General features: G+C 58.9%; 30 protein-coding genes (1 of these 30 cut by a window edge). 10 read left to right on the top strand and 20 right to left on the bottom strand.

Annotated features, from left to right (window positions below; all coding sequences use genetic code 11):
- Nucleotides 1-653: the 5' portion of an NAD-dependent epimerase/dehydratase family protein gene (locus GBCGDNIH1_RS16120; protein WP_011631443.1), read on the bottom strand. Its footprint begins 319 nt before the window's first position; the window shows 653 of its 972 coding nt (coding positions 1-653); its start codon is at nt 651-653; its stop codon lies off the left edge, out of view.
- A gap of 299 nt (nt 654-952) precedes the next feature.
- Between GBCGDNIH1_RS16120 and cysG the strand changes: the two genes are divergently transcribed.
- Nucleotides 953-2,266, top strand: coding sequence for a siroheme synthase CysG (cysG, locus tag GBCGDNIH1_RS16115; protein ID WP_011631442.1), 1,314 nt, complete (start codon nt 953-955; stop codon nt 2,264-2,266).
- Between the two features lie 47 nt (nt 2,267-2,313).
- Here cysG and argB read toward each other — a convergent pair whose 3' ends face one another.
- Nucleotides 2,314-3,240: an acetylglutamate kinase gene (gene argB, locus GBCGDNIH1_RS16110; protein ID WP_043453671.1), complete on the bottom strand. Its 927-nt coding sequence runs from the start codon at nt 3,238-3,240 to the stop codon at nt 2,314-2,316.
- A gap of 225 nt (nt 3,241-3,465) precedes the next feature.
- On the opposite strand from argB, the gene GBCGDNIH1_RS16105 reads away from it, so the two are divergent.
- Complete coding sequence (locus tag GBCGDNIH1_RS16105; protein ID WP_011631440.1) at nt 3,466-3,759, top strand: YMGG-like glycine zipper-containing protein; 294 nt, start codon at nt 3,466-3,468, stop codon at nt 3,757-3,759.
- A 230-nt stretch (nt 3,760-3,989) separates the two neighbouring features.
- Entirely contained in the window at nt 3,990-4,751 is a 762-nt protein-coding gene (locus GBCGDNIH1_RS16100; protein WP_157691979.1) for a DUF4239 domain-containing protein, read from the top strand.
- Nucleotides 4,752-4,769: 18 nt separating this feature from the next.
- Here GBCGDNIH1_RS16100 and GBCGDNIH1_RS16095 read toward each other — a convergent pair whose 3' ends face one another.
- From GBCGDNIH1_RS16095 to rpmH, 9 genes are all read right to left on the bottom strand, one after another.
- Nucleotides 4,770-5,294 (bottom strand): chromate transporter, encoded by a 525-nt coding sequence (locus tag GBCGDNIH1_RS16095; RefSeq protein WP_043452728.1) that lies wholly within the window; start codon nt 5,292-5,294, stop codon nt 4,770-4,772.
- Nucleotides 5,294-5,872: a chromate transporter gene (locus GBCGDNIH1_RS16090; RefSeq protein ID WP_043452727.1), complete on the bottom strand. Its 579-nt coding sequence runs from the start codon at nt 5,870-5,872 to the stop codon at nt 5,294-5,296. The genes GBCGDNIH1_RS16095 and GBCGDNIH1_RS16090 overlap by 1 nt, the downstream gene beginning before the upstream one ends.
- Nucleotides 5,873-5,896: 24 nt before the next feature.
- The gene (locus GBCGDNIH1_RS16085; protein ID WP_011631436.1) at nt 5,897-6,904 is read right to left on the bottom strand and encodes a phospholipase D-like domain-containing protein; all 1,008 of its coding nucleotides are present in this window, start codon (nt 6,902-6,904) and stop codon (nt 5,897-5,899) included.
- A gap of 111 nt (nt 6,905-7,015) precedes the next feature.
- Nucleotides 7,016-7,156, bottom strand: a complete 141-nt coding sequence (locus tag GBCGDNIH1_RS24745; protein ID WP_011631435.1) for a hypothetical protein — start codon at nt 7,154-7,156, stop codon at nt 7,016-7,018.
- A gap of 6 nt (nt 7,157-7,162) precedes the next feature.
- Entirely contained in the window at nt 7,163-7,834 is a 672-nt protein-coding gene (gene yihA, locus GBCGDNIH1_RS16080; protein WP_011631434.1) for a ribosome biogenesis GTP-binding protein YihA/YsxC, read from the bottom strand.
- Nucleotides 7,835-7,843: 9 nt separating this feature from the next.
- Entirely contained in the window at nt 7,844-9,580 is a 1,737-nt protein-coding gene (gene yidC, locus GBCGDNIH1_RS16075; protein WP_011631433.1) for a membrane protein insertase YidC, read from the bottom strand.
- Nucleotides 9,580-9,852 (bottom strand): membrane protein insertion efficiency factor YidD, encoded by a 273-nt coding sequence (yidD, locus tag GBCGDNIH1_RS16070; protein WP_011631432.1) that lies wholly within the window; start codon nt 9,850-9,852, stop codon nt 9,580-9,582. The genes yidC and yidD overlap by 1 nt, the downstream gene beginning before the upstream one ends.
- Nucleotides 9,849-10,202 (bottom strand): ribonuclease P protein component, encoded by a 354-nt coding sequence (gene rnpA, locus GBCGDNIH1_RS16065; protein ID WP_025318343.1) that lies wholly within the window; start codon nt 10,200-10,202, stop codon nt 9,849-9,851. The genes yidD and rnpA overlap by 4 nt, the downstream gene beginning before the upstream one ends.
- 83 nt (nt 10,203-10,285) lie before the next feature.
- Nucleotides 10,286-10,420: a 50S ribosomal protein L34 gene (rpmH, locus tag GBCGDNIH1_RS16060; RefSeq protein ID WP_011631430.1), complete on the bottom strand. Its 135-nt coding sequence runs from the start codon at nt 10,418-10,420 to the stop codon at nt 10,286-10,288.
- 219 nt (nt 10,421-10,639) lie between these two features.
- Here rpmH and GBCGDNIH1_RS16055 point away from each other — a divergent pair, with 219 nt between their 5' ends.
- Nucleotides 10,640-11,275, top strand: a complete 636-nt coding sequence (locus GBCGDNIH1_RS16055) for a TVP38/TMEM64 family protein (protein ID WP_011631429.1) — start codon at nt 10,640-10,642, stop codon at nt 11,273-11,275.
- A 20-nt stretch (nt 11,276-11,295) separates the two neighbouring features.
- Here GBCGDNIH1_RS16055 and GBCGDNIH1_RS16050 read toward each other — a convergent pair whose 3' ends face one another.
- Nucleotides 11,296-11,775 (bottom strand): Lrp/AsnC family transcriptional regulator, encoded by a 480-nt coding sequence (locus GBCGDNIH1_RS16050; RefSeq protein WP_011631428.1) that lies wholly within the window; start codon nt 11,773-11,775, stop codon nt 11,296-11,298.
- 204 nt (nt 11,776-11,979) lie between these two features.
- Between GBCGDNIH1_RS16050 and trxB the strand changes: the two genes are divergently transcribed.
- Together trxB and GBCGDNIH1_RS16040 are read left to right on the top strand one after the other, a co-directional pair.
- Nucleotides 11,980-12,942 carry a thioredoxin-disulfide reductase gene (trxB, locus tag GBCGDNIH1_RS16045; RefSeq protein WP_011631427.1) on the top strand — a complete coding sequence of 321 codons (963 nt, stop codon included), beginning with the start codon at nt 11,980-11,982 and terminating at the stop codon, nt 12,940-12,942.
- Nucleotides 12,943-13,066: 124 nt separating this feature from the next.
- On the top strand, nt 13,067-13,951 hold the full coding sequence (locus GBCGDNIH1_RS16040) for a LysR family transcriptional regulator (RefSeq protein WP_011631426.1): 885 nt from the start codon (nt 13,067-13,069) through the stop codon (nt 13,949-13,951).
- A 13-nt stretch (nt 13,952-13,964) separates the two neighbouring features.
- On the opposite strand, the gene GBCGDNIH1_RS16035 is transcribed toward GBCGDNIH1_RS16040, so the two are convergent.
- From GBCGDNIH1_RS16035 to GBCGDNIH1_RS16020, 4 genes are all read right to left on the bottom strand, one after another.
- Nucleotides 13,965-15,440 carry a pyridoxal phosphate-dependent decarboxylase family protein gene (locus tag GBCGDNIH1_RS16035; protein ID WP_011631425.1) on the bottom strand — a complete coding sequence of 492 codons (1,476 nt, stop codon included), beginning with the start codon at nt 15,438-15,440 and terminating at the stop codon, nt 13,965-13,967.
- Nucleotides 15,415-16,440, bottom strand: a complete 1,026-nt coding sequence (locus GBCGDNIH1_RS16030; protein ID WP_011631424.1) for a glycosyltransferase family 2 protein — start codon at nt 16,438-16,440, stop codon at nt 15,415-15,417. The genes GBCGDNIH1_RS16035 and GBCGDNIH1_RS16030 overlap by 26 nt, the downstream gene beginning before the upstream one ends.
- 65 nt (nt 16,441-16,505) lie before the next feature.
- A complete protein-coding gene (locus GBCGDNIH1_RS16025) occupies nt 16,506-17,708 on the bottom strand; it encodes a pyridoxal phosphate-dependent aminotransferase (RefSeq protein WP_011631423.1) in 1,203 nt (400 codons plus the stop codon).
- Between the two features lie 109 nt (nt 17,709-17,817).
- Nucleotides 17,818-19,020 (bottom strand): pyridoxal phosphate-dependent aminotransferase, encoded by a 1,203-nt coding sequence (locus GBCGDNIH1_RS16020; RefSeq protein ID WP_011631422.1) that lies wholly within the window; start codon nt 19,018-19,020, stop codon nt 17,818-17,820.
- 177 nt (nt 19,021-19,197) lie between these two features.
- Between GBCGDNIH1_RS16020 and GBCGDNIH1_RS16015 the strand changes: the two genes are divergently transcribed.
- From GBCGDNIH1_RS16015 to GBCGDNIH1_RS16005, 3 genes are all read left to right on the top strand, one after another.
- Nucleotides 19,198-19,695, top strand: a complete 498-nt coding sequence (locus GBCGDNIH1_RS16015) for a disulfide bond formation protein B (protein ID WP_043453667.1) — start codon at nt 19,198-19,200, stop codon at nt 19,693-19,695.
- A gap of 16 nt (nt 19,696-19,711) precedes the next feature.
- On the top strand, nt 19,712-20,281 hold the full coding sequence (locus tag GBCGDNIH1_RS16010) for a demethoxyubiquinone hydroxylase family protein (protein WP_011631421.1): 570 nt from the start codon (nt 19,712-19,714) through the stop codon (nt 20,279-20,281).
- Nucleotides 20,282-20,373: 92 nt separating this feature from the next.
- A complete protein-coding gene (locus tag GBCGDNIH1_RS16005) occupies nt 20,374-21,798 on the top strand; it encodes a carbohydrate porin (RefSeq protein ID WP_157691978.1) in 1,425 nt (474 codons plus the stop codon).
- A 9-nt stretch (nt 21,799-21,807) separates the two neighbouring features.
- Here the strand turns inward: GBCGDNIH1_RS16005 and GBCGDNIH1_RS16000 are convergent, their stop codons facing one another.
- The 3 genes from GBCGDNIH1_RS16000 to GBCGDNIH1_RS15990 form a co-directional block, all read right to left on the bottom strand.
- Entirely contained in the window at nt 21,808-22,746 is a 939-nt protein-coding gene (locus GBCGDNIH1_RS16000) for a cytochrome c oxidase assembly protein (RefSeq protein WP_025318335.1), read from the bottom strand.
- Between the two features lie 50 nt (nt 22,747-22,796).
- Nucleotides 22,797-23,390, bottom strand: a complete 594-nt coding sequence (locus GBCGDNIH1_RS15995; protein ID WP_011631418.1) for an HNH endonuclease — start codon at nt 23,388-23,390, stop codon at nt 22,797-22,799.
- A gap of 174 nt (nt 23,391-23,564) precedes the next feature.
- The gene (locus tag GBCGDNIH1_RS15990; RefSeq protein WP_157691977.1) at nt 23,565-24,296 is read right to left on the bottom strand and encodes an alpha/beta hydrolase; all 732 of its coding nucleotides are present in this window, start codon (nt 24,294-24,296) and stop codon (nt 23,565-23,567) included.
- Nucleotides 24,297-24,334: 38 nt separating this feature from the next.
- Here GBCGDNIH1_RS15990 and gluQRS point away from each other — a divergent pair, with 38 nt between their 5' ends.
- A complete protein-coding gene (gene gluQRS / locus GBCGDNIH1_RS15985) occupies nt 24,335-25,189 on the top strand; it encodes a tRNA glutamyl-Q(34) synthetase GluQRS (protein ID WP_011631416.1) in 855 nt (284 codons plus the stop codon).
- On the opposite strand, the gene GBCGDNIH1_RS15980 is transcribed toward gluQRS, so the two are convergent.
- Nucleotides 25,186-26,679, bottom strand: coding sequence for a complex I subunit 4 family protein (locus GBCGDNIH1_RS15980; RefSeq protein WP_232449676.1), 1,494 nt, complete (start codon nt 26,677-26,679; stop codon nt 25,186-25,188). The genes gluQRS and GBCGDNIH1_RS15980 overlap by 4 nt on opposite strands.
- Nucleotides 26,680-26,745: the final 66 nt, after the last annotated feature.

Below are 26,745 nucleotides of genomic sequence, written 5' to 3'. Positions count from 1 at the left end.
CTCTTCAATCGGCCATGATCGAAAAGCTGGATTTCCTCTCCCTGAGTAATGGCTTTGGCGAAGGCATAATAAGCCATATCCGGTCGCCCCCACGGACCATAGGCCGTAAAAAAGCGCAAACCGGTCTGAGGAATCCCAAACAGGTGATCATAAGCCGCGCTCATCAGCTCATCAGCACGCTTTGTCGCGGCATATAGCGAAAGCGGCCGCTCAATCCGTTCCGACTCCCGAAACGGGGCTTCCAGATCGCCTCCGTAAACAGATGACGAACTGGCATAGACCAGATGACGCAGGTCCGGCAGGGCACGGGCCATCTCCAGAATGGCCAGATGTCCCATGATATTGGAAGCGACATAGGCGTAGGGATCAAGAAGCGAGTATCTCACCCCGGCCTGTGCCGCCAGATGCACAATTCTGTCCACCGAGTAACAGCTTCGCGTAAACTCGGCCATCGCCACACGATCAGCCAGATCGACCTTAAAGAAACTGAACCTCGCCTCTCTTTCCAACACAGCAAGCCGAGCTCGCTTGAGGCCAACATCATAATAACTGTTCAGATTATCAATGCCGATAACGGTTTCGCCCTGACGCATTAAGGCACGCGCGACGTGAAAGCCAATGAAACCAGCGACTCCGGTAACGAGCACAGGCAATTATGCAGACCTTTTAAATGTATAACGCTTCGCCCAGAAACCCGTCAGCAGATACAGAATGACCAACGATCCTCTTTCACTTAGCCTCCTGGTAGCCAATTCCGCCATAGGAATGGCTCTTAAATGAGATAAATTCTCTTTCATGTTCGTAAGGAGAAATTCCACCTCTGTTTTATGACAAAGTCGCCCGGACGCTGTTCACAGGATCGATACCGTCTCAAACCTTTGAAATGATGGTGAAATGGATATTGTCCGACAGCAAGGAAGCTTAATACGGCGTTGAAGAAGGCTTTACGGATATGCGTCACTACCCGGCATTTATGGATATTATAGGGCGGAAAGCACTGGTTATTGGCCAGGGCGAATCCGCAGACCGTAAGGCACAGGCCCTGCGCCGAGCCGGTGCCGAGGTGAACATATCGCCAACATTCAAACCCAGTCTTCTCGACGGCTGCGCTATTGCCATCGGAGCGGAGGCGCCTGACGAGGATCTGCAAGCCCTTTCCAGAACCGCAATCGAGCGTGGTATTCCGGTCAATATAGTAGATCGCCCGGAATTATGCAGCTTTATCACACCTGCTATCGTTGACCGTAGCCCATTGACCATTGCCATTTCCTCCGGTGGCGCGGCGCCTGTGCTGGCCCGGTTGCTGCGGGCGAAGATTGAGGCACTGGTTTCACCCAACTATGCCAGGCTCGCTACTTTGGCCGAGCAATTCAAGGACAAGGTACGGGCGGCTTTTCCTGATATGGCGATCAGGCGCCGGGCTCTGGAAACCCTGCTGACCGGACCCGCCGCCGATCTTGCCCTGAGCGGACAGGAGAACGAAGCCGGAAAACTGTTCGAGGCTGCCATCAACCAACCGGACACAATCTCTCGCAAGGGAATCGTTTATTTAGTGGGTGCCGGTCCGGGCGCACCTGATCTGCTGACGCTGCGTGCGCAACGCCTGCTGGGTGAAGCAGATGTGATCGTGCATGACCGGCTGGTCACGGATGAAATCCTCGACATGGGCCGCCGTGATGCCGGCCGTATTTTTGTCGGCAAGGCCCGCGCCAATCACTGTATGCGGCAGGAAGACATCAACGCCCTGCTGGTCCGTCTCGGACAGGAAGGTAAGCGTGTCGTTCGGCTCAAGGGGGGCGACCCGCTTATTTTTGGTCGCGGCGGAGAAGAAGCCGAAGCCCTGGCTGAAGCAGGAATCCCCTTCGAGATCGTTCCCGGTATTACCGCAGCCCTTGGTTGCGCGGCAGGATCCAACATCCCGCTCACCCATAGAGAGGCGGCACGCGCCGTAACCTTCATCACCGGCCATACCAGAGATGGCACACTGGAAATGGATTTTCACGGCGCGGTACAGTTGGGAGGAACTCTGGCCGTCTATATGGGGATTGTAACGCTGCCGCGGCTGAGAGACGGATTGCTGGCCGCAGGACTTCCGGCTGACACGCCCTCCGCGTTGATCGAACGGGGTGGGACAGAAGCACAACGCACCCTGTTCGGCACTCTGGATCATTTGGTTGCAACCGCCCCGGACTGGAGTGAAGGCGGTCCAGCTCTGGTGCTGGTTGGGCAGGCAGTCGGCCGAGCGGTACCTGACCATCGGGACTGAACAATAGGAGGGGAAATGCTGCCATCTCCCCTCCCCCGCTATCCGGCTCAGCCGCGAATCAGCGTGCCAATTCCCCCTTCTGTAAACATTTCCAACAGACAGGCATGCGGCTGACGACCATCGAGAATCACCGCACCGCGTACGCCTTTTTCAACCGCATCGACACAGCATTCGACTTTCGGGATCATGCCACCCGTAATCGTGCCATCGGCAATGCCTGCCTTAACATCCGCCGCGCTCATTTCCGGAATCAGCTTTTTATCCGTATCCAGAACACCGGGAACATCTGTCAGCATCAGAAGACGCTTGGCCCCCAACGCCCCAGCAATGGCACCAGCCGCAGAATCGGCATTGATATTATATGTCTGCCCGTCTTCCCCGATGCCAACCGGCGCAATAACCGGGATCAGCCCGGCCCCGGTCAGGGCATGAATAACCCGGACATCAATATGAGCAGGTTCTCCCACAAAACCGAGATCAAGCGCTTTCTCTATATGGCTGTCGGGATCTATCGCTGTGCGCTGTAATTTCCGTGCATGAATTAGACCGCCATCCTTGCCGCAAATCCCAACCGCCATGGCGCCCGCACGATTGATCAGACCAGCGACCATCTTGTTGACAGTACCAGCCAGCACCATCTCGACGACCTCAACCATGGCTGCATCGGTCACTCGCAACCCATCCACGAATCGGGACTGGATCGCCAGACGTTTCAGCATGTCATTGATCTGCGGGCCACCACCATGCACAACCACGGGGTTAATGCCCACCTGCTTGAGCAAAGCGATATCAGCGCCGAACTGTTCGGCCAGCCGCTCATCACCCATGGCGTGACCGCCATATTTCACGACAACTGTTGCACCCGCATAGCGGCGCATAAACGGCAGAGCATGAGCAAGGATTCGCGCCTGCTCCCCTGCCGAGCCGAAATCATCGGTGTTCACGTGAACCTCCGTCTGCGACGCGCCAGTCATACGTTCTCTTTCACTCGACATCATTCCATCGGCATGGGCAGTCCCCGCCATCACCACAACACACGGAACAGACCATATTCGTCAAGAAACTGTCCTGTTGCGCCTTAAAACCGTCTTATTTCTGCCATCAAAATACTGACTGAATAATGCTGCGACCTTGGCCATTCTGCTACATTCATACGGTGGCAAGAATGGACAAAACTGAACAGAAAGGGAAACACGCGGATGTACAGTCGTATTGCAGGACGCATATTGCTGGCTGCCGGCATTCTCGGCCTTGGCGCCTGCACCAATCCTTATGATCCCGGCCAACGGGCCATAGGTGGGGCGGCCCTTGGTGCCGGAGGCGGTGCAGCGCTGGGGGCAATTGCCGGAGGCGGCAGAGGAGCTGCAATCGGTGCCCTGGCGGGCGGTGCACTGGGGGCTGTTGGCGGCGCCGTCACCACGCCTCAGCAAAACGCTTACCCGACCGGCTATTACCAGCGCCCCGCTCCCCCTCCCGGTCGTTACGGCTACTGACATTATTTCGAACGGAACTGACTAACAATCATCAGGGCACTCCAGATTTATACGGGGTGCCCTGTCTGTTTTCATCTCCTGACGGAGATGCTTAAGAAAGCCTGGCCTCCTCCTTATCCCCGCATGATCGCCAGACGTCTCCGTTTATACTATGGGTGCCCCCGCCTCGCTGATTCGCTCGATGGCGAGGGAACCAGAAACGGACCCGCCTGATGGATTATTACGATCTTATGAATTTTCTGGCCGTAGCACTGATGTTTGTGGTGCTGCTGGGGGCCTATCGTGCCGGACTATGGCTGCGTATCCGCCTGCCGCCGCATCATCGAAACAGCGAGACATCGGCTGTCGTTCATGCCGTCATCGGCATGCTGGTGACATTCGGCGCCATTGTTCTGGGCCTGATGGTGACCTCAGGTAAAGAAGCGTATGATAGCCTCTCACGCTCGGTGAACGAGGAAGCCATCCAGATCGTTCAGTTTAACAGGCTGCTTATAGAGTACGGGACTGACATTGCCGATGCTCAGACGCTTCTGAAAGAATTTACGGCCCATTGCATCTATGATTTCAATGACCCGGCCCCCAAAGCAACCGCTCAGGCCAAAAGACTGATGCAGATGGAAGCAATCGTACGTGACTGGACGCCGAAAACCATCGAAAAGAAGCGGCTGCAATTTGAACTTGAGGAGCGCCTTTCTCCGCTGAACCGGGTTCACTGGCAGATTATTTCGCAATCAACATCCTCTATCAGCAAGCCGTTTTATATCACGCTGATCCTGTGGATGCTGGCATCTTTCTTTATATACGGGCTGAATGCCGATTTCAGCATTTTCATCAGTGTTGCTCTTATTGTTTCAGCCATTTCGATCTGCGTGGCCCTGTTCGTCGTCATGGAAATGGCAACACCGCTTGGCGGGGTTGTGGCTGTTTCCGATGCGCCGTTCCGCTATGCGCTACAACAGATCAAAAGCGATACGCTTGGTCTGGCTCAATGAAAAAGCCGGAGCCAACAGTCAGAGTTTCACCAGCCAGCCAATGACGCCACAGCAAGCCATTACCGCCACCGGATGCAGGTGCCACCGACACAGCACCAGCGTCGAGGCTGCCGTAATGCCATAAGCCGGCCAGCTATGGTCATTGCTTTTGGTGATGATGATCCCACTGGCCAGAACCAGTCCGACTGCCAACGGTGCCATGGCGCGTTCAAAGATACGCCGGAACCGGCCCTCCCCCATGCTTTTCCAGAGCAAGGCTGCTCCGAAGACCAGCAGGCTGCTGGGGATGAGCATGGCGATTGTGGCCAGTACCGCCCCCGGAATGCCCGCTGCATCATAACCCAGAATGGTGACCAGCAATGTGCTTGGTCCCGGTGCAACCTGCGCCATGGCATAGGCATCAGCGAATTGCTCGGCGGTCAGCCAGTGATAGACCTCGACCGTCTGCATCTGAAGATGCGGCACGATAGCGTTGCCACCACCGAATGACAGCAGGGAAGCGCCACCGAACAGCATAATAATATCGAGTAGCCTCGGCGACATCACCGCTGCCTGTCCTTCTCGTTGGTGAACCAGGCCCAGAGAAAACTAACCGGCAACAAGATCAGCAACATCCAGAGCAGAGACATACGGACCACTGACGATAACAGAACACTGGCAGCAAAAATAAGGGCTGGAGCAGGCGCGGTCAGCACTTTCCTGCCCGTCTGCCAGGCCATGGAAAATGTCAGCCCGACAGCCCCCGCCGCCAGGCCGGCCAGAACATGCTGTAACCAGAGTGCATGCTGAAATTCCAGATAGCCGACACTCAGGGCAAGGATAATCAGAAATGGCACCATCACCAGCCCGGCAATGGCAGCCAGGGCACCGCTGACACCTCTCAGGCGTGTGCCGACGAAAACGGCGAGATTGACCTGATTCGCACCGGGCAGAACACGCGCCACCGTCAGAGCACTCAGAAAGGTTTCTTCACTGAGCCAGCGGCGACGCAGAACCAGTACATCGCGTGACCACGCGGATAAGCCTCCTCCGAATCCAAGCAAGGCAATCTGGTTGAAGGTCATTGCGATACGCCACAGGCTGGGGCGCTCAACCGGGCTTATCGCATCATCCGGCGACATGATGCATCCGGACACGGGATATGATCATTCATGAGCCACTTCGATATCATGAGGCTCATGATCATCCTCGACATGCAGATGCACGGTCAGCGGATCCGGCGGATCATAGCGATGAGAGATTTTCCAGTCGCTTTTGAATATTTCGCGCAGATGCTTTGTTGTGTCCTCTCCATGCAGCACAATGCCCAGCTCCCGCCTGATATCGAAAGCGCTGCGGTCGATATTCATGGAGCCGATCAAGGCCGTCGTTTTGTCGGCAATCATCAGCTTCGCATGAGCACGAAGTGTTTTCTGCTTGTGAATGGCTATATCCATACGCTGCATGATGCGCAGTGAGGAAAATGTGTCCAGCAGGTCAACCTCGCTGATGCCATGCCGGCCGCCACACAGGATACGCACCGCAACACCCCTCGCCTGTGCCGCAACGATCCGATCCAGCACAGTGGCATCGACGAATTTGGGGTGCTGAATCCACAGCGTCTCCTGCGCCGAATCAATAAAGGCACACATGGCCGTACGGGCGGAGGTATTGCTCCACACCAGTGGGGAACCTGAGCGCGGCCAGAAAGGCTGCCGGTTCCAGTCGGCATCGAAACCTTGCAGGATCTCCGCGACCGTCGCCTGATCTTCGATGATCGCCCCATAATCCCTGGTGCGGGTGAAATATTTTTCGACAAAATTGAAGGTGGCAATCAAGGCACGCTGCTCATCGATCACCATCGACTTTTCATGCGTGACCGGGAAAGCCGGATTGGACCAGATCGCTTCGATGCCGGCGGCACGCAATCCTGCCATCGTCTCATCATTCGCGCGTGACCCCGAAGAACGGGCCGGATTGAGCATGACCCGCACGCTGACACCCCGATCATGAGCCGCCTTAAGTGCAGTGATGATAGGCTCATAGGTAAAGGTGAACATCTTCAATCTGACCGAGCGGCTTGCGCCTGCGATCAGTTCAACGACCGGAGCAACACCATCATCAGGCTGCACGATGATCCGTGCTACTGGCAGCGCATCGGGTAAAGTCATCATTCCCCGCTTTCGGAAAGACATTCGCCGACATCATTCCAGAGTCGAACCCGATCACAAAGCCACAGGAAATCGTGAAAAGCCAGTCGGTTTGACAGCGTTTTTCTCCCGGCTTCAGCAGTCAACCCGCCCCGCTGCCGCGCAATCCTGAAACATAATGAATGCTTGCAGGTGGGGAAACAGCCTCCATCCCGCTACAGCCAGACAGACCAGACCCAGCAACACCAGAACCGGCATCCAGTCCTGACCGCGCATGGATGCTCAGTCCGTCAGGCCGGCCAGGGCCGCGCGCAACTCAGCGATTCCCGATCCTGTATCGCTGCTGGTGACAAAGACATGAGGATGCGCCGCAGGATGGGCACGGGCCGCCGCATAGACATCCGCGACACGGCGTTGCAACGGTGTCGGCTTCACGGCATCCGCCTTTGTCACGACCAGCTGGAAGGTGACAGCCGCCTTATCGAGTAGCTCCATCACCGCAATGTCGGACGCCTTGAACTCGACCCGTGCATCGACCAGCAGCATGACCCGGCGCAGATTGGGCCGCCCGCGCAGGTAGCTGAACATCAGCCCCTGCCAGTCTTCCTTCACATCCTTCGCCGCCTGTGCGTAGCCATATCCCGGCATATCCACCAGCACGAGCTGGTCGGCGAGGTTGAAGAAATTCAGCTGCTTGGTCCGTCCCGGCTGGGATGAGGCGCGCGCCAGCGTTTTCCGTCCGGTCAGGGCATTGACCAGAGTGGATTTGCCCACATTGGAACGTCCGGCAAAAGCGATCTCCACCCCCATGGGCGGCGGAAGCTGATCCAGCCTCTGCGTGCCATGGAAGAAGGTACACTCACCGGCAAAGAGCTTGCGCCCGGCCTCCAGAGCCACCGCATCCGGTTCAGCTTCCGAGGGCGTCTGCCCAAATTGCGGCGTCTGATCAGACATAGACGCCGCTCAGACCTTGGCCAGTTCAGGGCGCGGCAGCTTGGTGCGGCGCTGGATCAGCCATTGCTGCCCGATCGACAGCAGATTGTTCCAACTCCAGTAGATCACCAGTCCCACAGGGAAGCGGGCCAGCATGAAGGTAAAGATGATCGGCATGAACTGGAACATCCTGGCCTGCACAGGGTCCGGCATCGGCGGGTTCATCTTCTGTTGCAGATACATTGTGCCGCCCATGATCAACGGCCAGATGCCCAGATGCAGGAAGGGAGAGATATGGGTCGGGTCGAAAGGCAGCAGCCCGAACAGATTGAACAGATTGGTCGGATCGACCGCCGACAGATCGTGAATCCAGCCGAAGAACGGGGCATGCCGCATTTCGATGGTCACGAAGATGACCTTGTAGAGTGAGAAGAAAATCGGGAACTGCAACAGCATCGGCAGACAGCCGCTGGCGGGATTGGCGCCCTCAGCCTTGTAAAGCTGCATGACCTCCTGCTGCATCCGCGTCGGATCATCCTTGTAGCGTTCACGCAGGGACTGAATTTTGGGGGCCAGCAGACGCATCTTGCTCATCGAGCGATAGGATTTGCTTGCCAGCGGATAGAAAGCCGCCTTGACCAGAACCGTGAAGATCAGAATGGCGACACCGAAATTGCCGACCAGATGATACAGCCAGTCCAGCGCATAGAAGAATGGCCGGGTGATGAACCAGAACCACCCGAAATCGACCGCCTCCCAAAAGCTGGGGATGTGGTACTCCGCCTGATAGTGATCCAGCAGGCTGACCACCTTGGCACCCGCGAACAGATGCGTGGTGCTGGCGCTCTCTGCCCCAGCCGCGACCTGATCCGGATTATGGGAGATGATGCCGACCTGATACCCGTCCCGGCCATTCGGCTTGGTGTCGCGGAAACTGAAATCAACCGACGTTATCTGATCAGGGATCAGCGCCGTCAGCCAGTATTTGTCCGTGATACCCGCCCAGCCACCGGTGGAGGCATGCTCGAAAGCAAGGCCGTTATTCTTGGCCCCATCGCTGTCGGCGCTCTTGTAGGTGATCTCATGCAGGATGCCATCAACCACACCGATCAGCCCTTCATGCAGAACGGTATAGCCCTCGACCTCCGGCCGGTAATCGCGGCGCACCCGTGCATAAGGATGCAGCACCACCGGCTTGCCGGTCGTATTGCGCACGGATTGGGTTACCGAGAACATGTAATCGGCATCGACCGCAACCTTGAGCATGAAGGTCAGGCCCGCGCCGTTATCCCAGCTCAGCGTCACCGGCTTGTTGGGGGTCAGGGTGGCGGCATCGGCCTTCCACTCCGTATCACGGCCCGGCGTAGCGATGCCCGATTCTTCCGGAACCCAGCCATATTCCACATAGTACGGCTCATCTCCGCTCAGCGGAGCCAGCAGACGAACCAACGGGGAATTCTTGTCGACCGTCTCATGATAGTCGCGCAGGACCAGATCATCGAAACGCGCGCCGACCAGGCTGATGCTGCCCTTTACGCGCGGCGCATCGACAGCCAGACGGGCCCCTTCCTTCGGAGGAGGAGACTGGGAGGCCGTTGCATCGGTCGGAACCGCACCCAGCGTATTATTTGGTTTACCCTGCCCGGCATTCGTGGCTGTCCGGGCAGCAGCAGGAGGCTCCGGCACGAAATGCCGGTACAACCCCTGGAAACCCAGCAGAATGCCCAAGGAAATCGCAATCGCGAGGAATAGCCGTTTCTGGTCCATCAACCCGCCGTCTGTCCTGAATGATCTTTGCAGCGGCATCTTCCGGCAGGAACCGGATCATAGCCGCCCTGGTGCCATGGGTTGCAGCGCAGAATGCGCCGCCCTGCAAGCATGGAACCCTGAAAAGTGCCGTGTTCGCGCAATGCCTGAAGCGCGTAATCGCTGCAACTGGGAACAAACCGGCAATTCGTGCCCAGCACGGGCCGCAGAACCAGTTGATACAGACGCACCGCAAGCCTCAGCCCGTATCCGATGATACGACCAGCCATCATATGACTCCGGCCTTGGCCAGAGCGCGGCGCAGATCGTCCAGCAGAGAATCGAAAGGCCGCCCGCGCGTGCTGTCTCGTCCAATCAGAACCAGATCATGCGCCGATAAGGGTGTGCCGGCCTGATCGTATTCCCGTGCCACCAACCGCGCCGCCTCACGCAAGCGCCGACGGGTGCGATTGCGGACAACCGCATTGCCGACTTTCTTGGTCACAGTATAGCCAATGCGCAAAGGGGCGTCGGCAGCCTGCGCGGGCAGGGCCTGAAGAACCAGACCATGCACGGCGGCCTTGCGCCCCTTTGAGGCAACGCGGAGGAACTCCGCGCGCCGCTTCAGACGTTTTTCCCGCATGACTGCGGAACCCTTTCGTTGGGAGCCGGGCCGCATATCAGGGACATACGAATCCGGCCTTACCGAAACAGGGCTGTCCGAAATCAGGCGGACAGACGCTTGCGGCCCTTGGAACGCCGGTTGGCAATCACCTTGCGGCCACCAACAGTCGCCATACGCGCGCGGAAACCATGCCGCCGCTTGCGGACCAGTTTCGAGGGTTGATAAGTACGCTTCACGTCAGGCTCTCCGAGGCTAGGGGCGTCCCAGCTTCGGGATCGCGCCCGGTCGAAATTTCCGGTACAATACAGATGGTCCGCAGACGCCTACGCATCTGACCGGCCGAGGCGCGGCTTATAGGGGGGTGAATGGCTATCCGTCAATCAGAAGCTGTGCATGGCGGACGATCCCGCGCTGTAATCCGCTTTTTTAACTTTCTGCGAGTCTGACCTCCCATCATGGAACATGCTCTTGCCGTCCTTCATTCCTGGCTTGATCAGGTGCTTCCCTGGGCTGACCGACACCCGGCGCTGACTTTCACCCTGTATATGCTCACCTATGCACTCAGCGTCCTGTTGCTGCTGCCGGGCGGTCTGTTTCTGGGGCTGGCGGGCGGAGCTTTGTGCGGCACGCTGGCCGGCTCTGTCTCCGCCATTGTCGGGGCAACGCTCGGGGCCGCGGCTTTTCACTATCTGACCAGACGATACATGCTGACGCGCCTGCGGTGCTGGCTGCCCGCACATTGCCTGCACCGGCTCGATCAGATCGCCCCACAGATCCAGCGGGACGGGTTCAATTATATGCTGGCAGCGAGGCTCATGCCAATGGTGCCATTCTGGCTCAGTACGCTGGCCGCGCCATTTGCCAGCCATCGCATTCTGCCATTCGCCATCGCCACCGCAATCGGCAGCGCACCCCTGATCAGCATCACGGTCAGCCTCGGCGCAGGATTGCGCCAGAGCATACAGCAATCCCTTGCTCCGACAGACGCGCTGATGAGTCCCTCGGTACTGGTGCCGCTCTTTATCCTGGCGCTGCTATCCCTGGTGCCGGTCGCGCTGCGTCATGCAAAGGCGAAATTCAACAGGGCCTGATCTGGTCCTGCAAAGCCGCTTTATAACGGCACGCCCGCGATATCGCGGCTGGTGCGAATCGTCTGGAGCGTCTGGACCCGCGTAACACGCTCCATACCGGTCAGGCGCTGGGTCAGCTGATTTTCATGCGCCGTATCACGTGCCACCAAACGCAGCAGAAAATCACCGCCGCCGCGAATCATGTGGCATTCGCGCACCTCGCTCCATTCCCCCACCGTCTTTTCGAACTCGGCCAGAGCCTGTTCCTTCTGACTGTCCAGTCCGACAATGGCAAAGAACTCGATCTCCCAGCCCAGCGCCTGCGGGTTGGTATCGGCGTAATAGCCACGGATAATACCCGCCTCCTCCAACCGACGGACACGCCGCAGGCAGGGAGGCGCCGAAATACCCGCACGACGCGCCAGCTCGACATTGGTCATGCGGCCATCGGCCTGCAATTCCGCCAGAATGCGCCGGTCAATAGCGTCCAGCTCATGGGGAAGAGAATGATCGGCGGTCATGCGCTGGGGATGCTCATCGTGGTGAAACGGAAAATTGTCATGAATGCTTGGACTGCGCAATATTATGACTCAACGTGCTGGCTGCAAGCCATTCTCAGCCGGAAAAATTAAAAACTTTGCGCGAAGGCTCCTCCTTGCCCGCAAGGAGGATTGGCCTCATATCCTAAAGGCATGCCGTCCCTGTGTTTCAGATAGATAAAAACCATGATCCATCGCAGCAAGGTTCTCATTATCGGTGCAGGGCCTGCCGGCTATACCGCCGCCATCTACGCTGCCCGCGCCAGCATGAAACCGATTCTGGTATGCGGCCTTCAGCCCGGCGGGCAGTTGACCATCACCACCGACGTTGAAAACTACCCCGGCTTTGCAGAATCGGTGCAGGGCCCCTGGTTGATGGAGCAGATGGAAGCGCAGGCGCGTCATGTCGGCACCGAGATCGTGTATGATCTGATCACCGATGTGGACTTTACCCGCACCCCATTTCGCTGCACCGCGGATTCGGGTGATGTGTTCGAAGCGGATTCGGTCATCATTGCAACCGGCGCCCAGGCACGCTGGCTGGGGCTGCCGAATGAGAAACGACTTCAGGGGGCGGGCGTATCAGCCTGTGCCACCTGTGACGGATTTTTCTTTCGCGGCAAGCGCGTGGCGGTGATTGGTGGCGGCAATACCGCCGTTGAGGAAGCCCTGTATCTGACCCACCATGCCAGTGAAGTGGTGTTGATCCATCGCCGCGATTCGTTACGGGCCGAGAAAATCCTTCAGGACCGCCTGTTTGCGCATCCCAAAATCTCCGTCGTCTGGAACAGTGTGGTCGAGGACATTACAGCATCGGGGCCGCCGGATCGCGTAGATGGAATTGTCCTGCGCAACACCATAAAGGGGGATACCAGCACACTGCCGGTGGATGGCGTTTTCGTGGCAATCGGCCATTCCCCCAATACCGCCATCTTCCGTGGCAAGCTGGAACTGGATGAAGAAGGATATGTGGTGACCCGCCCGGGAACCCCCTGCACCTCAATCCCCGGTGTGTTCGCGGCAGGAGATGTACAAGATAAAATATACCGTCAGGCCGTTACTGCTGCCGGAACAGGTTGCATGGCGGCGCTGGAGGCGGAAAAGTGGGTAGCCGAACATACCGATTCGTCCATGCTGGCAGCAGAATAGCGAATCGTCCGCCAACGCCCGGCGTCCGGGATGGGTGCGCGGAGAACAGGAGACCGCGGCCCGGCAGGCCGAATCATCGATGGGTCGCACATAGCGCACCCGGAAGCGGGGAGTGGCGTAAACAATGGACTGGGACAAACTGCGCGTCTTCCACGCCGTGGCTGAAGCAGGCAGCTTTACGCATGCTGGCGATACGTTGAACCTGAGCCAGTCTGCCGTGTCCCGCCAGATTTCGGCACTGGAGGAGGCCCTTCAGGTTCCCTTGTTTCACCGGCATGCCCGCGGCCTGATCCTGACCGAGCAAGGCGAAAGCCTGAACCGTACCGTGCGCGAAGTTTTTGCCAAACTGGCTATGACCGAGGCCCTGCTGACCGAAAGCAAGGAAAAGCCCGCCGGTCGTCTGAAAGTCACCACCACGGTCGGCTTTGGCGCTTCATGGCTGGCACCCCGCCTGCACCAATTCCTGGCCGCATATCCAGACGTGTCGCTGTCACTGCTGCTGGATGATGCCGATCTCGATCTGGCGATGCGGGAGGCCGATGTGGCCATCCGTATGCATCCGCCCAAGCAGCCTGATCTGGTGCAGCGCCATCTGATGACCATCAAATGGCATGTGGTCGGCACACCTGCCTATTTCGAGCAGCATGGTCGGCCGCAATCAGTGGAAGACCTCGACAATCACCGGCTGATTTTGTTTGGCGACTATCACTCGCCGGTCAACAACATCAACTGGCTGGCCGAAGCCGGGCGCAAGAGCGGCACACCGCGACGTCCGTTGCTGGATGTCAACTCACTCCAGGCGATGGCGCTGGCCATTCAGTCCGGTCTGGGGATCGGGGCCCTGCCCGATTACATGAGCAACGAAATGGACGGGCTGGAGCGCGTGCTGCCGGAGATCGAATCTCCCAAGATCGACGTGTATTTCGTCTATCCGGAGGAGCTGCGCAGTTCCAAGCGCGTTTCCGTATTCCGTGACTTTTTGCTTGGCAAGCTGGCCGAACTCGGCTGACGCAACGCCTGTGTCAGCCGGTTGCCACCAACTGGCTGACACGGCAGCGTCCGGCTTTCAACACTGCATTTACCAGAATATCGGCATCCTCCCGCCTCGTCCGATGATTGACGATGGCAGCACGAATCGCGAGCGTCCCCCGTAAATGCGTTGTTGAGGGGACCGCAACACCGGATTCCTGAACATCCGCGACCAGCTCTATGTTCAGACGGTCGAGATCACCCGGGGCGGCGATAAAACGGAAACACACAACATTCAGGCCATTCTGCCCAGGCAGCGGGGCCAGCAACTCCAGCTCCGGCTCAGCCGCCACCCGCGCGGCCAAATGGGTGGCGACGTCGCAGCACGTCTCTACCACCGCGCCGAGACGGTCGGCGCCGTAGGTTTTGAGCATCATCCAGACTTTCAGCGCCCGAAACCCGCGTGACAAATCCGGCCCAAGATCGCATGGCCATGGCGCGCCACCGGACAAGCCCCGGATATCGCGCCGCAGATAAGCCAGATCCTGCGCAAAAGCCTGCCGGTGCAATACGGGATCGCGCACAAGCACGCAGCCTGCGTCGTAGGGTACCTGCGGCCATTTATGGAAATCAAACGCGATGGAATCGGCCCGTGCCAGGCCATTCACACGATGGCGCAACACGGGCGAGAGGGCCAGCATCGCCCCGAACGCTCCATCGACATGCAGCCGCATCCCTTCGGCAGCACAGAATGTGGCCAGCGCATCCAGATCGTCGATAGCCCCGGTATCGACACTTCCCGCCGTGGCAATGACCAGAGCAGGCAGCCTCCCCTGCGCCCGATCTTCAGCCACCATGGCAGCCAGAGCATCCAGCCTCATGCAATGCGCATCATCCAGCGGCACCGAACGCAAGGCATCGCTGCCGAACCCGGCCATATCCATCGCACGGGGAATACAACCATGGGCATTAGCCCCGGCATAAGCGGTGAAGCCGCTCTGCCCGACCCCTTCATGACGCACCTGCGGCCCGAGCGCCGCCAGACGCGCCACGAGAATGCCGATGAAATTCGCCATGGAGGAGCCGGTCACCAGAATACCGGAGGTTTCTGACGGCATGCCCAACAGTTCAGCCGACCAGCGGATCACCTGCCGCTCCACCTCGACCGGAGCATGATCCCGCCCGCCCAGATTGGCGTTCAGCCCGGCCGCCAGCATATCCGCCAGCATCCCGACCGCCGTGCCGCCACCATGCACCCAGCCCATGAAGCGCGGATGAATATTCCCGGTCGCATAAGGTTGCACATCATTGCGGAACTGTTCGTAGACGGATTCCAGACTGCTGCCATCACGCGGGGCAGGCGTTTTGAACACATCCCTCACCTGATGAGGCAAAGGCCGCCACACCGCTCCGGAGCGTGCGCCGGCCAGATGGTCGAACATGTCATCCAGCATACGATGACCAAGGCTGCGTAACGCGTCCCAGTCATCAGGATCCAGCCCGTCAGCCACGCACGGAGTCTCCGACATAGGGAGGCGTCATTGAGGGATCGCTCGGCAGATGACGCTCCACGAAATAGAGCGGACGGCGCTTGGTCTCGTTGAACACGCGGCCGAGATATTCCCCGATCACGCCCAGCGTCATCAACTGCACACCACCCAGAAACAGCACCACTGCCATCAGGCTGGGATAACCCGGCACGGGATTGCCGAAGAACAGCTTGGACAGCACGATATTGCCGCCATACAGCACCGCGAACAGCGCAACCAGAATACCGAGATATGTCGCCAGCTTCAGCGGCACGACGGTAAAGCCGGTGATCCCCTCCAGCGCGAGGTTCCACAGCTTCCAGTACGACCATTTGGACTCGCCCACCGCACGGGGCGCGCGATCATACTGAACAGCAACAGAGGGATAGCCGATCCAGGCGAACAGGCCCTTCATGAAGCGATGCTGCTCCCTCAGACGCAGCAGAGCATCCACCGCACGGCGGCTCATCAGACGAAAATCCCCGGCATTGGGGGGCAGGCTGACATCCCCGAGGCGCGTCATCAGGTTGTAAAAAGCATTCGCCGTTGCTTTTTTCAGCCAGGTCTCGCCTTCCCTGACACGGCGCTGGGCATAGACCATGTCGAAACCCTGCCGCCATTGCGCGACCAGTTCCGGGATCAATTCCGGCGGATCCTGCAAATCCGCATCGGTGACGATGACCGCCTGACCGCGTGCATGATCCAGTCCCGCGGTGGTGGCGATTTCCTTGCCGAAATTACGGGACAGGCCAACCACGCTGATGCGGGGATCGGCCCGACGCAGAGTTTGCATTACATCGAGCGTGCGGTCACGGCTGCCATCATTGACATAGACCACCTCCCAGCTCTCCCCCATCCCATCCATGACGGAGGCAAGCCGGGTATGGAACATCTCCAGCCCGTCCTGCTCATTGTAGCACGGGACCACGATGGAAAAGACCGGATCGCCCTCCTGAGGAGTGGGCGAAAGCGCGGAGCATGAAGTCTTTATCTCGGACATGGCCCCTCTCCTAACATGGCTCTACCGGCCTCACACCATTCTCTTTCCGCAAGGAGCATCCGCGATCAGCGTACAGTTTCGCAGAAGGCCACCAGACGCTCGCAGGCACGCGCCAGCGACGTCTCATCCGTGGCATAGCTCAACCGCAGATAGGGACTCATGCCGAAGGCCGCACCATGCACCACGGCCAGATAGGATTCCTCCAGCAGAGCCAGTGCCACATCCTCATCGGTCTGCAACAAACGGCCGCCTGCGGAATGACGGCCAAGCAGCCCGGCGACACCGGGGAAAACGTAAAATGCCCCCTCCGGCTTGTGGCAGGTCAGGCCGGGGGCAGATTGAAGGGCGGACACCACGAAGTCACGCCGCGCTGCATAAATGGCTGCCCGCTCCGCCAGCAGGGCCGGGTCACCATTCAAGGCAGCCGCTGCCGCCGCCTGTGCAATCCCTGCGACACCAGATGTCGCCTGGCTCTGCATATTGTTCATCGCCTTGATCAGGGATGATGGCCCTCCCGCAAAGCCGACACGCCATCCCGTCATCGCGTAAGATTTGGACACACCGGAAATAGTGAGGATACGGTCCCGCAGATCCGGTGCGACCGCCGCCATGGTGCGATAGACGAAGCCGTCATAGAGCAGATGCTCATAAATATCATCGCACATGATCCAGACATGCGGATGGCGACGCATCACTTCGGCCAGCGCCGCCATCTCCGCAGGCGTAATCGCGGCCCCGGTCGGGTTATTGGGAAAATTCAACAACACCCATCGGGTTTTGGGCGTGATCGCCGCCTCCAGAACCTCCGGTTTCAGACGAAACCCTGTCTCCTGTGGGCAATTCACGATCACCGGCACGCCCCCGGCCAGCCGGGTCACCAACTCATATGCGACCCAGTAGGGGGCGGGAATGACGATTTCATCCCCCGGATCCACCGTCGCCATGATCGCGTTGTAGATGATCTGCTTGGCACCATTGGCGATGGTGATCTCGTTCGGTGCGAAATCCAGCCCGTTTTCCCGCTGAAACTTGCCCCGGATCGCACTGACCAGCGCCGACGCACCCACGATGGGTGGATATTTCGTATCCCCGGCCAATGCTGCCGCATGAGCAGCCTCAATCGCTTCCGGTGGAGTTGGAAAATCCGGCTCCCCGATCGACAGGGAGATGACATCATGCCCCTCCGCCCGCAACACGCGCGCACGCTGCGTCACCGCGATGGTGGGGGAAACATCCAGCCCATTCAGGCGCTGCGCAAAACTCGGCATCAGAGAGTGTCCGTCTTTCTATCGATAGATCAGCGCCATGCACTTAACGAAAAGGGCCGGACACGCAAGCGCCCGGCCTTTTTCCATCCCGTCAGGACTAAAGACTGCTTCAGGACAGAGCCGCACAGAAACGCTGTATACGTGTGCAGGCCTCCCGCAGCGCCTCGGTGCTTGTGGCATAGCTGATGCGGAAATAGCCCGGATAGCAGAAAGCGGACCCATGCACCGCCGCCACGCCTTCTTCCTCCAGCAGCGCGGTCACGAAGGATTCGTCATCGACGATCTTGACGCCACCCTTGCTGGTCTTGCCGAAGCAGCCCTTCACCGACGGGAAGACATAAAACGCGCCTTCCGGCTTATGACACGTCACGCCCGGAGCCGCATTCAGCATCTCCACCACCAGATCACGACGCTCCTGATAGATGGCCAGCATATCGGCGATGCTGTCCTGCGGGCCGATCAACGCCTCGACCGCCGCGGCCTGACTGATGGAGGAGGTGTTGGAGGTGGACTGGCTCTGCAACTTGTCCATCGCCTTGATCAGCACCTTCGGACCACCGGCAAACCCGATGCGCCAGCCGGTCATCGCATAGGCCTTGGAACACCCGTTCACGGTCAGGGTGCGGTCTTTCAGACGCGGCTCTACCTGAGCCAGCGTGGCAAAAGCGAACCCGCCGTAAACCAGCTTCTCGTAGATATCGTCCGTCATGATCCAGACCTGCGGATGACGCAGCAGAACGTCTGCCAGCGCCTTCAGCTCCGCTGCGGAATAGGCGGCACCGGTCGGGTTGCTGGGGCTGTTGAGCATCAGCCATTTGGTCTTGGGCGTGATCGCGGCTTCCAGTTCCTCGGGGCTGATCTTGAAGCTGCGCTGCTCGCTGCAGGAGACCAGAACCGGCTTGCCGTCGCAAAGGGCAACGATGTCCGGGTAGCTCACCCAGCACGGGGCCGGGATGATCACCTCATCTCCCGCATTCAGCGTGGCCAGCATGGCGTTGAAAATCACCTGCTTGCCGCCGGTGGAGACGATGATCTCGTCCGGAGCATAATCAAGACCACTATCACGCCTGAATTTTTCCACGATCGCGTTGCGCAGGGCGGCAGTGCCGGCAACGTCGGTATATTTCGTGTCGCCCTTCTCGATGGCCTTGATCGCCGCTTTCTTCACATTGTCCGGCGTATCGAAATCCGGCTCTCCGGCGGAAAGGCTGATCACATCACGGCCAGCAGCCTTCAACGCACGGGCTTTGGTGCTGATGGCAATGGTCTGGCTGGGGCTGATACGGTCAAGACGCGCGGCAATCAGGCTCATGGGAACACTACAGTCCTGCTGAAGAGAATCTGTTCAACCCTAACGCCGCCTTCCCTTCAGCGGCAATCGACCACCTCGGCAGCCCTGCCATCCCCTTTTCCCGCATCTGGCGACCTACAGATGACCTCCTGCGACAGGAGTAGCGACAGAAGACGCGGTCTGTCCTATCCTGTCGGTATGGCATGTCATCGCATTATCGCTCTTTTTGCCGTTATTATGGCCTCTCTGGCGCTTGGTGTGGCTTTTTCCTTGGAATGGTGGGCGCACCGGCCGCCCTGTGCGCTCTGTCTGGTAGAACGCTGGCCATACCGGATTGCAATCGCACTGGGCGTGATCGCGTTGTTTCTGCCTCCCCGTCCGGCTCTCGTGCTCTGTGGACTGGCGGCGCTGAGTTTTTGTGTGGCAGCCGGAGCCGGACTGCTGCATGCCGGGGTCGAGTGGCATTTCTGGCCCAGCCCTTTGCCGGAATGCGCGGCGCCACGCTTCAGCAGTCAACTCTCTATTACCGATATGCTGGCACATATGCCGACCCGGCCCGACAAGCCCTGTGACGAGCCGACCTATCTTATTCCAGGCTTTCCGGTTTCCATGGCATTCGCGAACTGTCTTTATGCTTTGGCTATGGCCATCATCATGATGAAAATGCTGCTGGCCTTGAAACCAGACCGCGCCTGATCCGGAGAAACGCTGCATGACGCACACAGCTTCAGCCTCGGCTCGCATGTCGCCCTCCTTGCCCGGCGATCTCCCGGCCCGGGAGAGGCTGGCGCGGATGATCCGGGTGGATCACGCGGGAGAATACGGCGCATCACGGATCTATGCCGGGCAGCTTGCCGTTTTGCGCCGCTCCCGCCATGCGCCGACACTGGAACACATGAAAGCGCAGGAGGATGTTCATCGCGAAACATTCTCCCGCATGATCGCCGATCGCCGGGTCCGCCCAACCGCGATGCTGCCTTTCTGGCATGTAGCCGGTTTTGCTCTCGGAGCCCTGACGGCCGCCATTGGAGAACGTGCCGCCATGGCCTGCACCGTCGCCGTCGAGGAAACCATCGACGATCACTACGCCCGACAGATCGAGGCTCTGCCCGATGATGAGCACGAACTGAAAGAAACCATCGCCCGCTTCAGGGAGGAAGAACTGGAGCACCGCGATATCGGCCTTGCCAATGAGGCAGAGCTGGCACCGGCCTATCGGCTGCTATCCGGTGCCATCAAGGCTGGCTGCCGGCTGGCCATCGCCATCAGCGAACGCGTTTAAACTCCATCCTGTTCAGATCATACCGTCATTGCAGTTTGCTTAATGCGGTATCGAAATATTTTTGCATGCGTTTTTTGGCTTTCCGGTTCGCGATGTTCCTTTCACACCTTTGTCTGACTGTCAGGATTCTGGTCGGTGCTGCGATGGGATTGTCGCTGATAACCCAGGCCCATGCACAGTCTGAAACCCCGGGGCTTGGCTCCATGCCGTCCCGCTCCCTGACGCAACCACCTGATCCGACCATCCCGCCCATGGCGCCCAGAGAGCATTTTTTCGGTGATTGGGGCGGTCTCAGACCCCCTCTGGAACATCATGGGATCGACCTTATCGCCGGCTATCTCAGCGAGACGATGGGCAATGTCACCGGTGGTCGGGGGCGTGGCATTGCCTATGCCGATAATCGCGGCATCGAACTCAAGATTGACTGGAATAAATTGGCGGGCTGGAACGGGTTGACCACCCGCGCAATCGTTATCAATCGCGCCGGGCGCAGTCTGAGCAGTACGGTGATGGGGGACTCTCTCTATCCCGTGCAGGAAATCGCGGGCGGCGGCGGCAATGTCGCGGCCCATTTGTCGATGGTCTATGCCGAGCAACTCCTGCTCAAAAAAAGAGTGTCGATTGCCGTGGGGCGGTTGCAGGTCGCGACCGATTTCGCATCATCTCCACTCTATTGCGAATTCGTCAGCAATGCTTTCTGTGGTGTCCCCACGCCTTTATCGGCCGGTGACAGACCCGCCTTTACCAATGGTGCCGCCGCCAACTGGGGTGGACGCATCCGCGGTCGCCCTACACCGGAAATCTATGTGGAAAGTGGTGTTTTTGAGTCCAATTCCGCACGGGGGGGTCGTACGGGACTTCAGTTCAGCCCAGCCACAGCCAACGGTATGATGATCCCGGTGGAAATCGGTTGGGAACCGGGGGGCGGGAATAACGAGCGGTCGGGGCATTATAAAATAGGGGCCTATTATGACAGTGCGCGCACCAACACTCTGTACCGCGATCTTCCCTCGGACGAGGGATATGACCTTCCCGCCCCTTCCAACAATCCGGCCACGCAAAAAACGATCAGAGGCCGCTCGGGATTCTGGATCATGGCCGACCAGATGCTGCTGCGGCGCGGTCCCTATACACGGGAAGGGCTGATCGTCTTTGCCGGTTTCACCCTGTCGGATGACAGGTTTTCACCCTATCGCAGCCTCGGTTTTGTCGGAATGGTGGACCGTGCTTTCTGGCCCGCACGTCGCAGGGACAGCTATGGTTTCGCCGTCTATTACGCTCAGCAGAGCCGGGGCCTGAAGGCGCTCCAAAAAGCCGAGCAGGCTGCAGGGCAGCCCCTGACGGGCGGCGTTCCCGGACCCCAGGGTGATGAAGTTATCATGGAGGCCGAATATACAATCCATGCCTGCGAAGGTCTGACGATTGAGCCTGACCTTCAGGTCGTGGTGCATCCAGGCGGTGTACGACAATACGGAACGGCTTTGGTGCTCGGTTTTCGCACCAATGTGTCGTTTTAATATTGTCCCTCAACCCGGCCCTTTCCGATCGACCGGTGCAGTCGGCGGCCGGGGAGTCGCCTCCGTCGCTTTTCCGGGCATGACCTGTTTCAGGTAGGCGATGATATCCCGCCGGGCGACAGGATTATCAATGCTCATGGGCATCGCCGCACCGGGCAGCATGGCGGCAGGGCCGGCCAGCCAGCGGTCGAGATGCCCCTCATCCCAGATGAAATCCGCAGCCGCCAAAGCCTTGCTGTATGGATAACCCGGCACGGAGCCTGCCTTACGGCCGATAATGCCTGCCAGACGGGGGCCTTCCTTATCGGTGCCCATTTCATGACAGCCTGAACATTGGGCAGCGAATATTTTCTTTCCCAGCGCCGCATCCGGCGGCCCGTCATGGAAACGCGCCAGATCCGCCGGAGTCTGCCCGGTCTCGGAACGGAAAAACGTATAGGACAGCGTAATCTGATCCACATCCTGCATGGCCGGATCGTTGGCCATGGCTGGATCAACATAGAACAGCACAGGCATCTGCACCGAGCGATGCGCCGCCAGCCTCTCCTCCGTAAAGCAGAAGCACTCGATCTTCTTGAAGTAGATGCCCGCTTTATCCGGAGTCACATTGAAGGTGGCATGGCCCACGATATCCTGATCGCTGGTGTTCTCCGCTTCATAGAAAATCGGCACCTGCTGTCCCAGACGCACTTTGACACTGCGTTGCAGAGGACGAAAACGCCAGGGCAGTTTCGGGGAAACATCGGCATTGAAGAACACCGTGACCATGCGGGATGAAACCGCTTGGGTCGCCTCATCCTCCGTGACACGCTGGGTGGTGCCGCCCGCTCCGGTCACCTGGCAGAACAGCCGGTACAAGGTCACCGAATAGGATACCAGCCCCGTCATCCCCGCGACCATGATCATGAGCGCCAAAGGGATACCGTATTGTCTCAGCCTGCCTGCCATTTTCTTTCTTTGCCGGCCGTACGGCCAATAGAGAGGCAGGCCGTGCGGGCTCAGCTCTCCAGTTCGCTGTCCCAATACAGATAATCGCGCCAGCTTTCATGCAGATAGTTGGGAGGGAAAGCCCGCCCATTATCCTGCAATTCCCACGTTGAAGGCTGACGCGGCGTCGTCAAAGGCAGCATATTGCATTCACGCGGCAACCGCGACCCCTTGCGCAGATTACAGCTTCCACAAGCCGTAATGACGTTTTCCCAGGTCGTCCGCCCACCCCGGCAGCGTGGAATAACGTGATCAAAGGTCAGTTCCGGCGTCGGCATACGTTGCCCGCAATACTGGCAGGAAAAGGCATCGCGCAGGAACACGTTAAACCGGGTGAAAGCCGGGCGCCTTGCCGTGGGAACATAATCCTTCAGCGCAATTACGCTGGGCAGTCTCAGCGTACGGCTGGGGGAACGGACTTCGTGATCGTATTCGCTGAGCACGGAGACACGATCGAGAAAAACCGCTTTCACCGCATCCTGCCACGACCATAGCGAGAGCGGAAAATATGAGAGCGGGCGGAAATCCGCATTGAGAACCAGAGCCGGAAACTGTGCCGGTCCACCCGTTCTGACAAGGCTGTGCAACTGCTCACCATCAGGCATTGCCGCTTCCTATTCAGGCGGTCGCACAGTCTGGTGAAGAAATCCTAGCCACGAACTGCCAGATAATGTGCGCCGCGGAGAACTTTGACTTTTATTGCAGACAAGCCGTGTTGTAGCAACCCGGATACAGGCACACGTCATGACTTCGTCATGAACCACCATGACGGAAAGCGTCTAAGCATCCGCCTGTAAAACCCTGATGATAAACGCAAGTGCGCAATCGGCTTCTTCAGCGGTGACCTCATGCCCAACCCCCGGCAGGATAGTCAGTGTGACCGGCACATGCATGGCTTTCAGCCTGGAATCGGCCACCATGCTGCGCGTAAGGGGCACCACATCATCCTGATCACCATGGAGCAGCAGCACGGCTGGCATAGTGTCTGCTGACGGGATCGAAGCTTCCTCAGCCAGATGCAAGGCGCCGGCGATACTGACGATGGCACGGCCCACCTCGCCCGCTATCCGGCTTTCTGCAAACAGCCCGGCAGCCAGTACGCTCATGGCGCCCTGGCTAAAGCCGACCAGGGCCACGTCACAAGCTGTCAAGCCCAGCCCCGTGGTGGCAATCCTGATCGTCTCCGCCAGAACCGGGCCGAGGCGCGCCGCGCCGGCACGGTCGGTTTCCGGGGTCCGATCACGCAAAGACCACCATTGGCGTGTGCCGGGATGCAGCACACATGGTTCCCACCCGTTCAAGGATAAAAAGACAGCGTCAGGCAAATGCGGCGCCCAATGCTCCGCCAGCCACATCATACCGCTCGCATCATTGCCATGGCCGTGGCACAGCACGATCAAATATCGCACCCGGCTATTCACTGGTGGCTTCATCCACCCCGTGATTGCGGTTGCAGGACCAACCCCCTCATCGGAAGACCAGGTTATCCATCCTTGTCGTTGCAGCATCATGCATTCGTCTCCACAGCATGCCATGATAAACGCTCTCCATGACTGTCATCACCCGTTTTGCCCCCAGCCCCACCGGCCATCTGCATCTGGGCCATGTTTATGCTGCGTGGCAGGCCATAAAGCAGGCCAGCCAAGGCTATTTCCTGCTGCGGATTGAGGATATCGATACAACACGTTGCCGCCCGGAATGGAGTGCGGCCCTGCTGGAGGATCTCGGCTGGTTGGGCTTTGAATGGCAGCAACCTGTACGTATCCAGTCCCGGCACATGGCGGAATACAGCCAGGCACTGAAAAATCTCCGGTCAGAGGGATTGCTCTATCCGTGTTTCTGCACCCGCGCCGACATCACCCGCGAAATCGCCGAAGCCGGCAGTGCGCCACACAGCCCTGATGGTGTGCCGCTTTATCCGGGCACCTGCCGTTCCCTGTCACCGGCTGAACAAGACGCGCGGCTGGCTGCCGGAGAGGCCTGTGCATGGCGGCTCGACATGCAGGCCGCATTACGCCGCCTGTCTCATCCGCTGGAGCGGGTCGAACATGGCATTCGCTTTCCATGCTACCCGGAACGCTTTGGGGATGTAGTACTGGCACGGAAGGACGTGCCTGCCAGCTATCACCTCTGTGCCGCGCATGACGATGCCGTCCAGGGCGTTACGCTGGTGACCCGGGGGGAAGATTTGCTGGCGGCCACCGACCTGCACCGCCTGCTACAGACCCTGTTCGGCTGGCCGGAACCCGCTTATGCGCATCATGGCCTCCTGAAGGGGGCTGATGGACAGAGGCTGGCGAAACGTGATGCTGCCCTGACCGTGCGATCCCTGCGGGAAAGCGGAGCCTCCCCTCAGGACATCATGGAACGCATCAGGCAGGCGGAAACTGTATCCCGACCTTAATTGCGGCTGAGCACAACCGGCAGAGCAGCAGAAGCCAGCGCATGCTCATGCGCGTTCACAGTGACAACCTGCGCATGGGCACTGGCATTGAACACTCTGGTGAAGCTGGTCGGGTAGAATCCCATCCACAGCGTCAACACGACAAGCGGCACCAGCACCGCCATCTCCAGACGCGTCATATCATGCAGAACGGAGACAGCTCCGCTCAGCTTGCCGAACATGACGCGCCAGTAAAAGCTCAACATGTAGATCGCGCCCAGTACCATGCTGGTGCCAGCCAGCAGGGCCAGCCAGACATTGACATGCAGGGCACCGAAAATCACCAGCACCTCTCCGACAAAGCCACCCGTTCCCGGCAAGCCGATGCTCGCCATGGAAAAGGCCATCGCCAGAGCCGCCAGCCGCGGGGCGTAATTAACGACACCCGTGACTTTCGCGAAATCACGGGAACCGGCGCGGAAGCTGACCATGCTGACGCAGAAAAACAGGCCTGCGATGATGATCCCGTGTGAGACCATCTGGAACAGCGCGCCATCAATACCCTCTGTGGTCAGGCTGAACAGGCCCACCACCACCAGCCCCATATGGGAGAAGGAGGAATAGGCGACCATTTTCTTCATATCGGTCTGCGCACAGGCGATAATGGCTGCGTAGATCACCCCGACGACACCGAGGATCATCATCACCGGCGCATAGTGGCGGGCCGCATCAGGCGCCATGCCAATGGCGAAGCGCAGCAGACCATAGGCCCCCGCCTTGGCCATCACACCGGAGAGCAGTGCAGTCGCAGGGGCGGGCGCTTCGCCATAAGCATCCGGCAGCCAGGAATGCAGTGGCCAGATCGGAAGCTTGGTGCCGAAAGCCAGCACGAAAGCCAGGAAAATCAGGCTCTGTGCGGTCATGGGGAAGCGCGTATGCAGCAGCACATCCATATCGGTGGAGCCGGTCACATACCACGCATATAGCAGCACCAGCAGCATCAGCAGGGAGCTGCCGAAAGTCAGAAGAAAGAACTTCATGGCCGCGAAAGCGCGACGTGGGCCGCCCCACAGACCGATCAACAGGGAACCGGGAACCAGCGTCGCCTCATAGGAGATGTAGAAAACCACAAAATCCTGCGCAACGAATACGCCGATCATTGCAGCCTGCAACATCAGCACAGCCAGCATGTAATGAGAAACACGCTCGTGAATGACCCGCCATGCCGCCAGAATGGAAATCGGCGTCAGCAAGGTTGTCAGTAGAAGCAGCAGGAGGCTGAAACCGTCTACCCCGAGATGATAGGAGACCCCGAAGCCCGGCATCCAGTTTGCCCGCTCCTCAAACTGAAGACCCGTCATCGAAGGATCGAACTCGATCCACAGCACCAGGGACAACAGAAAAGTAATCAGGCTGACACCCAGCGCGATACCCCGGGCTGTCGCAGCCTGTGAAATTCCGGTCCCCCGCAAAAACAGCAGAAGGAAGGAGCCAAAAATTGGCAGGCCCATAAGGATAGATAGAATGGGAAGATGCAAGGCGATCACCAAAATTCACGGGCAGAGCGAACGGGACGG

Origin of the sequence: Granulibacter bethesdensis CGDNIH1, assembly GCF_000014285.2 — a bacterium.
GTDB classification, from domain to species: domain Bacteria; phylum Pseudomonadota; class Alphaproteobacteria; order Acetobacterales; family Acetobacteraceae; genus Granulibacter; species Granulibacter bethesdensis.
The sequence above is the reverse complement of the archived record's forward strand: the minus strand, read 5'-3'. Positions and strand labels throughout refer to the sequence as shown.

What these genes read in the sequence shown, in the direction of transcription:
- GBCGDNIH1_RS16105 (WP_011631440.1), top strand. Translation starts at nt 3,466, where the DNA reads ATGTACAGTCGTATTGCAGGACGCATATTGCTGGCTGCCGGCATTCTC.
- argB (WP_043453671.1), bottom strand. Translation starts at nt 3,240, where the DNA reads ATGACTGGCGCGTCGCAGACGGAGGTTCACGTGAACACCGATGATTTC.
- cysG (WP_011631442.1), top strand. Translation starts at nt 953, where the DNA reads ATGCGTCACTACCCGGCATTTATGGATATTATAGGGCGGAAAGCACTG.
- GBCGDNIH1_RS15990 (WP_157691977.1), bottom strand. Translation starts at nt 24,296, where the DNA reads ATGATGCTGCAACGACAAGGATGGATAACCTGGTCTTCCGATGAGGGG.
- GBCGDNIH1_RS15980 (WP_232449676.1), bottom strand. Translation starts at nt 26,679, where the DNA reads ATGGGCCTGCCAATTTTTGGCTCCTTCCTTCTGCTGTTTTTGCGGGGG.
- yihA (WP_011631434.1), bottom strand. Translation starts at nt 7,834, where the DNA reads ATGTCTGATCAGACGCCGCAATTTGGGCAGACGCCCTCGGAAGCTGAA.
- GBCGDNIH1_RS16055 (WP_011631429.1), top strand. Translation starts at nt 10,640, where the DNA reads ATGGAACATGCTCTTGCCGTCCTTCATTCCTGGCTTGATCAGGTGCTT.
- GBCGDNIH1_RS16085 (WP_011631436.1), bottom strand. Translation starts at nt 6,904, where the DNA reads ATGATGACTTTACCCGATGCGCTGCCAGTAGCACGGATCATCGTGCAG.
- GBCGDNIH1_RS16010 (WP_011631421.1), top strand. Translation starts at nt 19,712, where the DNA reads ATGACGCACACAGCTTCAGCCTCGGCTCGCATGTCGCCCTCCTTGCCC.
- GBCGDNIH1_RS16090 (WP_043452727.1), bottom strand. Translation starts at nt 5,872, where the DNA reads ATGTCGCCGGATGATGCGATAAGCCCGGTTGAGCGCCCCAGCCTGTGG.
- GBCGDNIH1_RS16015 (WP_043453667.1), top strand. Translation starts at nt 19,198, where the DNA reads ATGGCATGTCATCGCATTATCGCTCTTTTTGCCGTTATTATGGCCTCT.
- GBCGDNIH1_RS16000 (WP_025318335.1), bottom strand. Translation starts at nt 22,746, where the DNA reads ATGGCAGGCAGGCTGAGACAATACGGTATCCCTTTGGCGCTCATGATC.
- rnpA (WP_025318343.1), bottom strand. Translation starts at nt 10,202, where the DNA reads ATGCGGGAAAAACGTCTGAAGCGGCGCGCGGAGTTCCTCCGCGTTGCC.
- GBCGDNIH1_RS16020 (WP_011631422.1), bottom strand. Translation starts at nt 19,020, where the DNA reads ATGAGCCTGATTGCCGCGCGTCTTGACCGTATCAGCCCCAGCCAGACC.
- GBCGDNIH1_RS16050 (WP_011631428.1), bottom strand. Translation starts at nt 11,775, where the DNA reads ATGACCGCCGATCATTCTCTTCCCCATGAGCTGGACGCTATTGACCGG.
- GBCGDNIH1_RS16030 (WP_011631424.1), bottom strand. Translation starts at nt 16,440, where the DNA reads ATGTCCGAGATAAAGACTTCATGCTCCGCGCTTTCGCCCACTCCTCAG.
- GBCGDNIH1_RS16035 (WP_011631425.1), bottom strand. Translation starts at nt 15,440, where the DNA reads ATGTCGGAGACTCCGTGCGTGGCTGACGGGCTGGATCCTGATGACTGG.
- GBCGDNIH1_RS24745 (WP_011631435.1), bottom strand. Translation starts at nt 7,156, where the DNA reads ATGCGCGGTCAGGACTGGATGCCGGTTCTGGTGTTGCTGGGTCTGGTC.
- GBCGDNIH1_RS16005 (WP_157691978.1), top strand. Translation starts at nt 20,374, where the DNA reads ATGTTCCTTTCACACCTTTGTCTGACTGTCAGGATTCTGGTCGGTGCT.
- GBCGDNIH1_RS16040 (WP_011631426.1), top strand. Translation starts at nt 13,067, where the DNA reads ATGGACTGGGACAAACTGCGCGTCTTCCACGCCGTGGCTGAAGCAGGC.
- yidC (WP_011631433.1), bottom strand. Translation starts at nt 9,580, where the DNA reads ATGGACCAGAAACGGCTATTCCTCGCGATTGCGATTTCCTTGGGCATT.
- GBCGDNIH1_RS16025 (WP_011631423.1), bottom strand. Translation starts at nt 17,708, where the DNA reads ATGCCGAGTTTTGCGCAGCGCCTGAATGGGCTGGATGTTTCCCCCACC.
- gluQRS (WP_011631416.1), top strand. Translation starts at nt 24,335, where the DNA reads ATGACTGTCATCACCCGTTTTGCCCCCAGCCCCACCGGCCATCTGCAT.
- trxB (WP_011631427.1), top strand. Translation starts at nt 11,980, where the DNA reads ATGATCCATCGCAGCAAGGTTCTCATTATCGGTGCAGGGCCTGCCGGC.
- GBCGDNIH1_RS15995 (WP_011631418.1), bottom strand. Translation starts at nt 23,390, where the DNA reads ATGCCTGATGGTGAGCAGTTGCACAGCCTTGTCAGAACGGGTGGACCG.
- GBCGDNIH1_RS16095 (WP_043452728.1), bottom strand. Translation starts at nt 5,294, where the DNA reads ATGTCGCCGAGGCTACTCGATATTATTATGCTGTTCGGTGGCGCTTCC.
- GBCGDNIH1_RS16100 (WP_157691979.1), top strand. Translation starts at nt 3,990, where the DNA reads ATGAATTTTCTGGCCGTAGCACTGATGTTTGTGGTGCTGCTGGGGGCC.
- yidD (WP_011631432.1), bottom strand. Translation starts at nt 9,852, where the DNA reads ATGATGGCTGGTCGTATCATCGGATACGGGCTGAGGCTTGCGGTGCGT.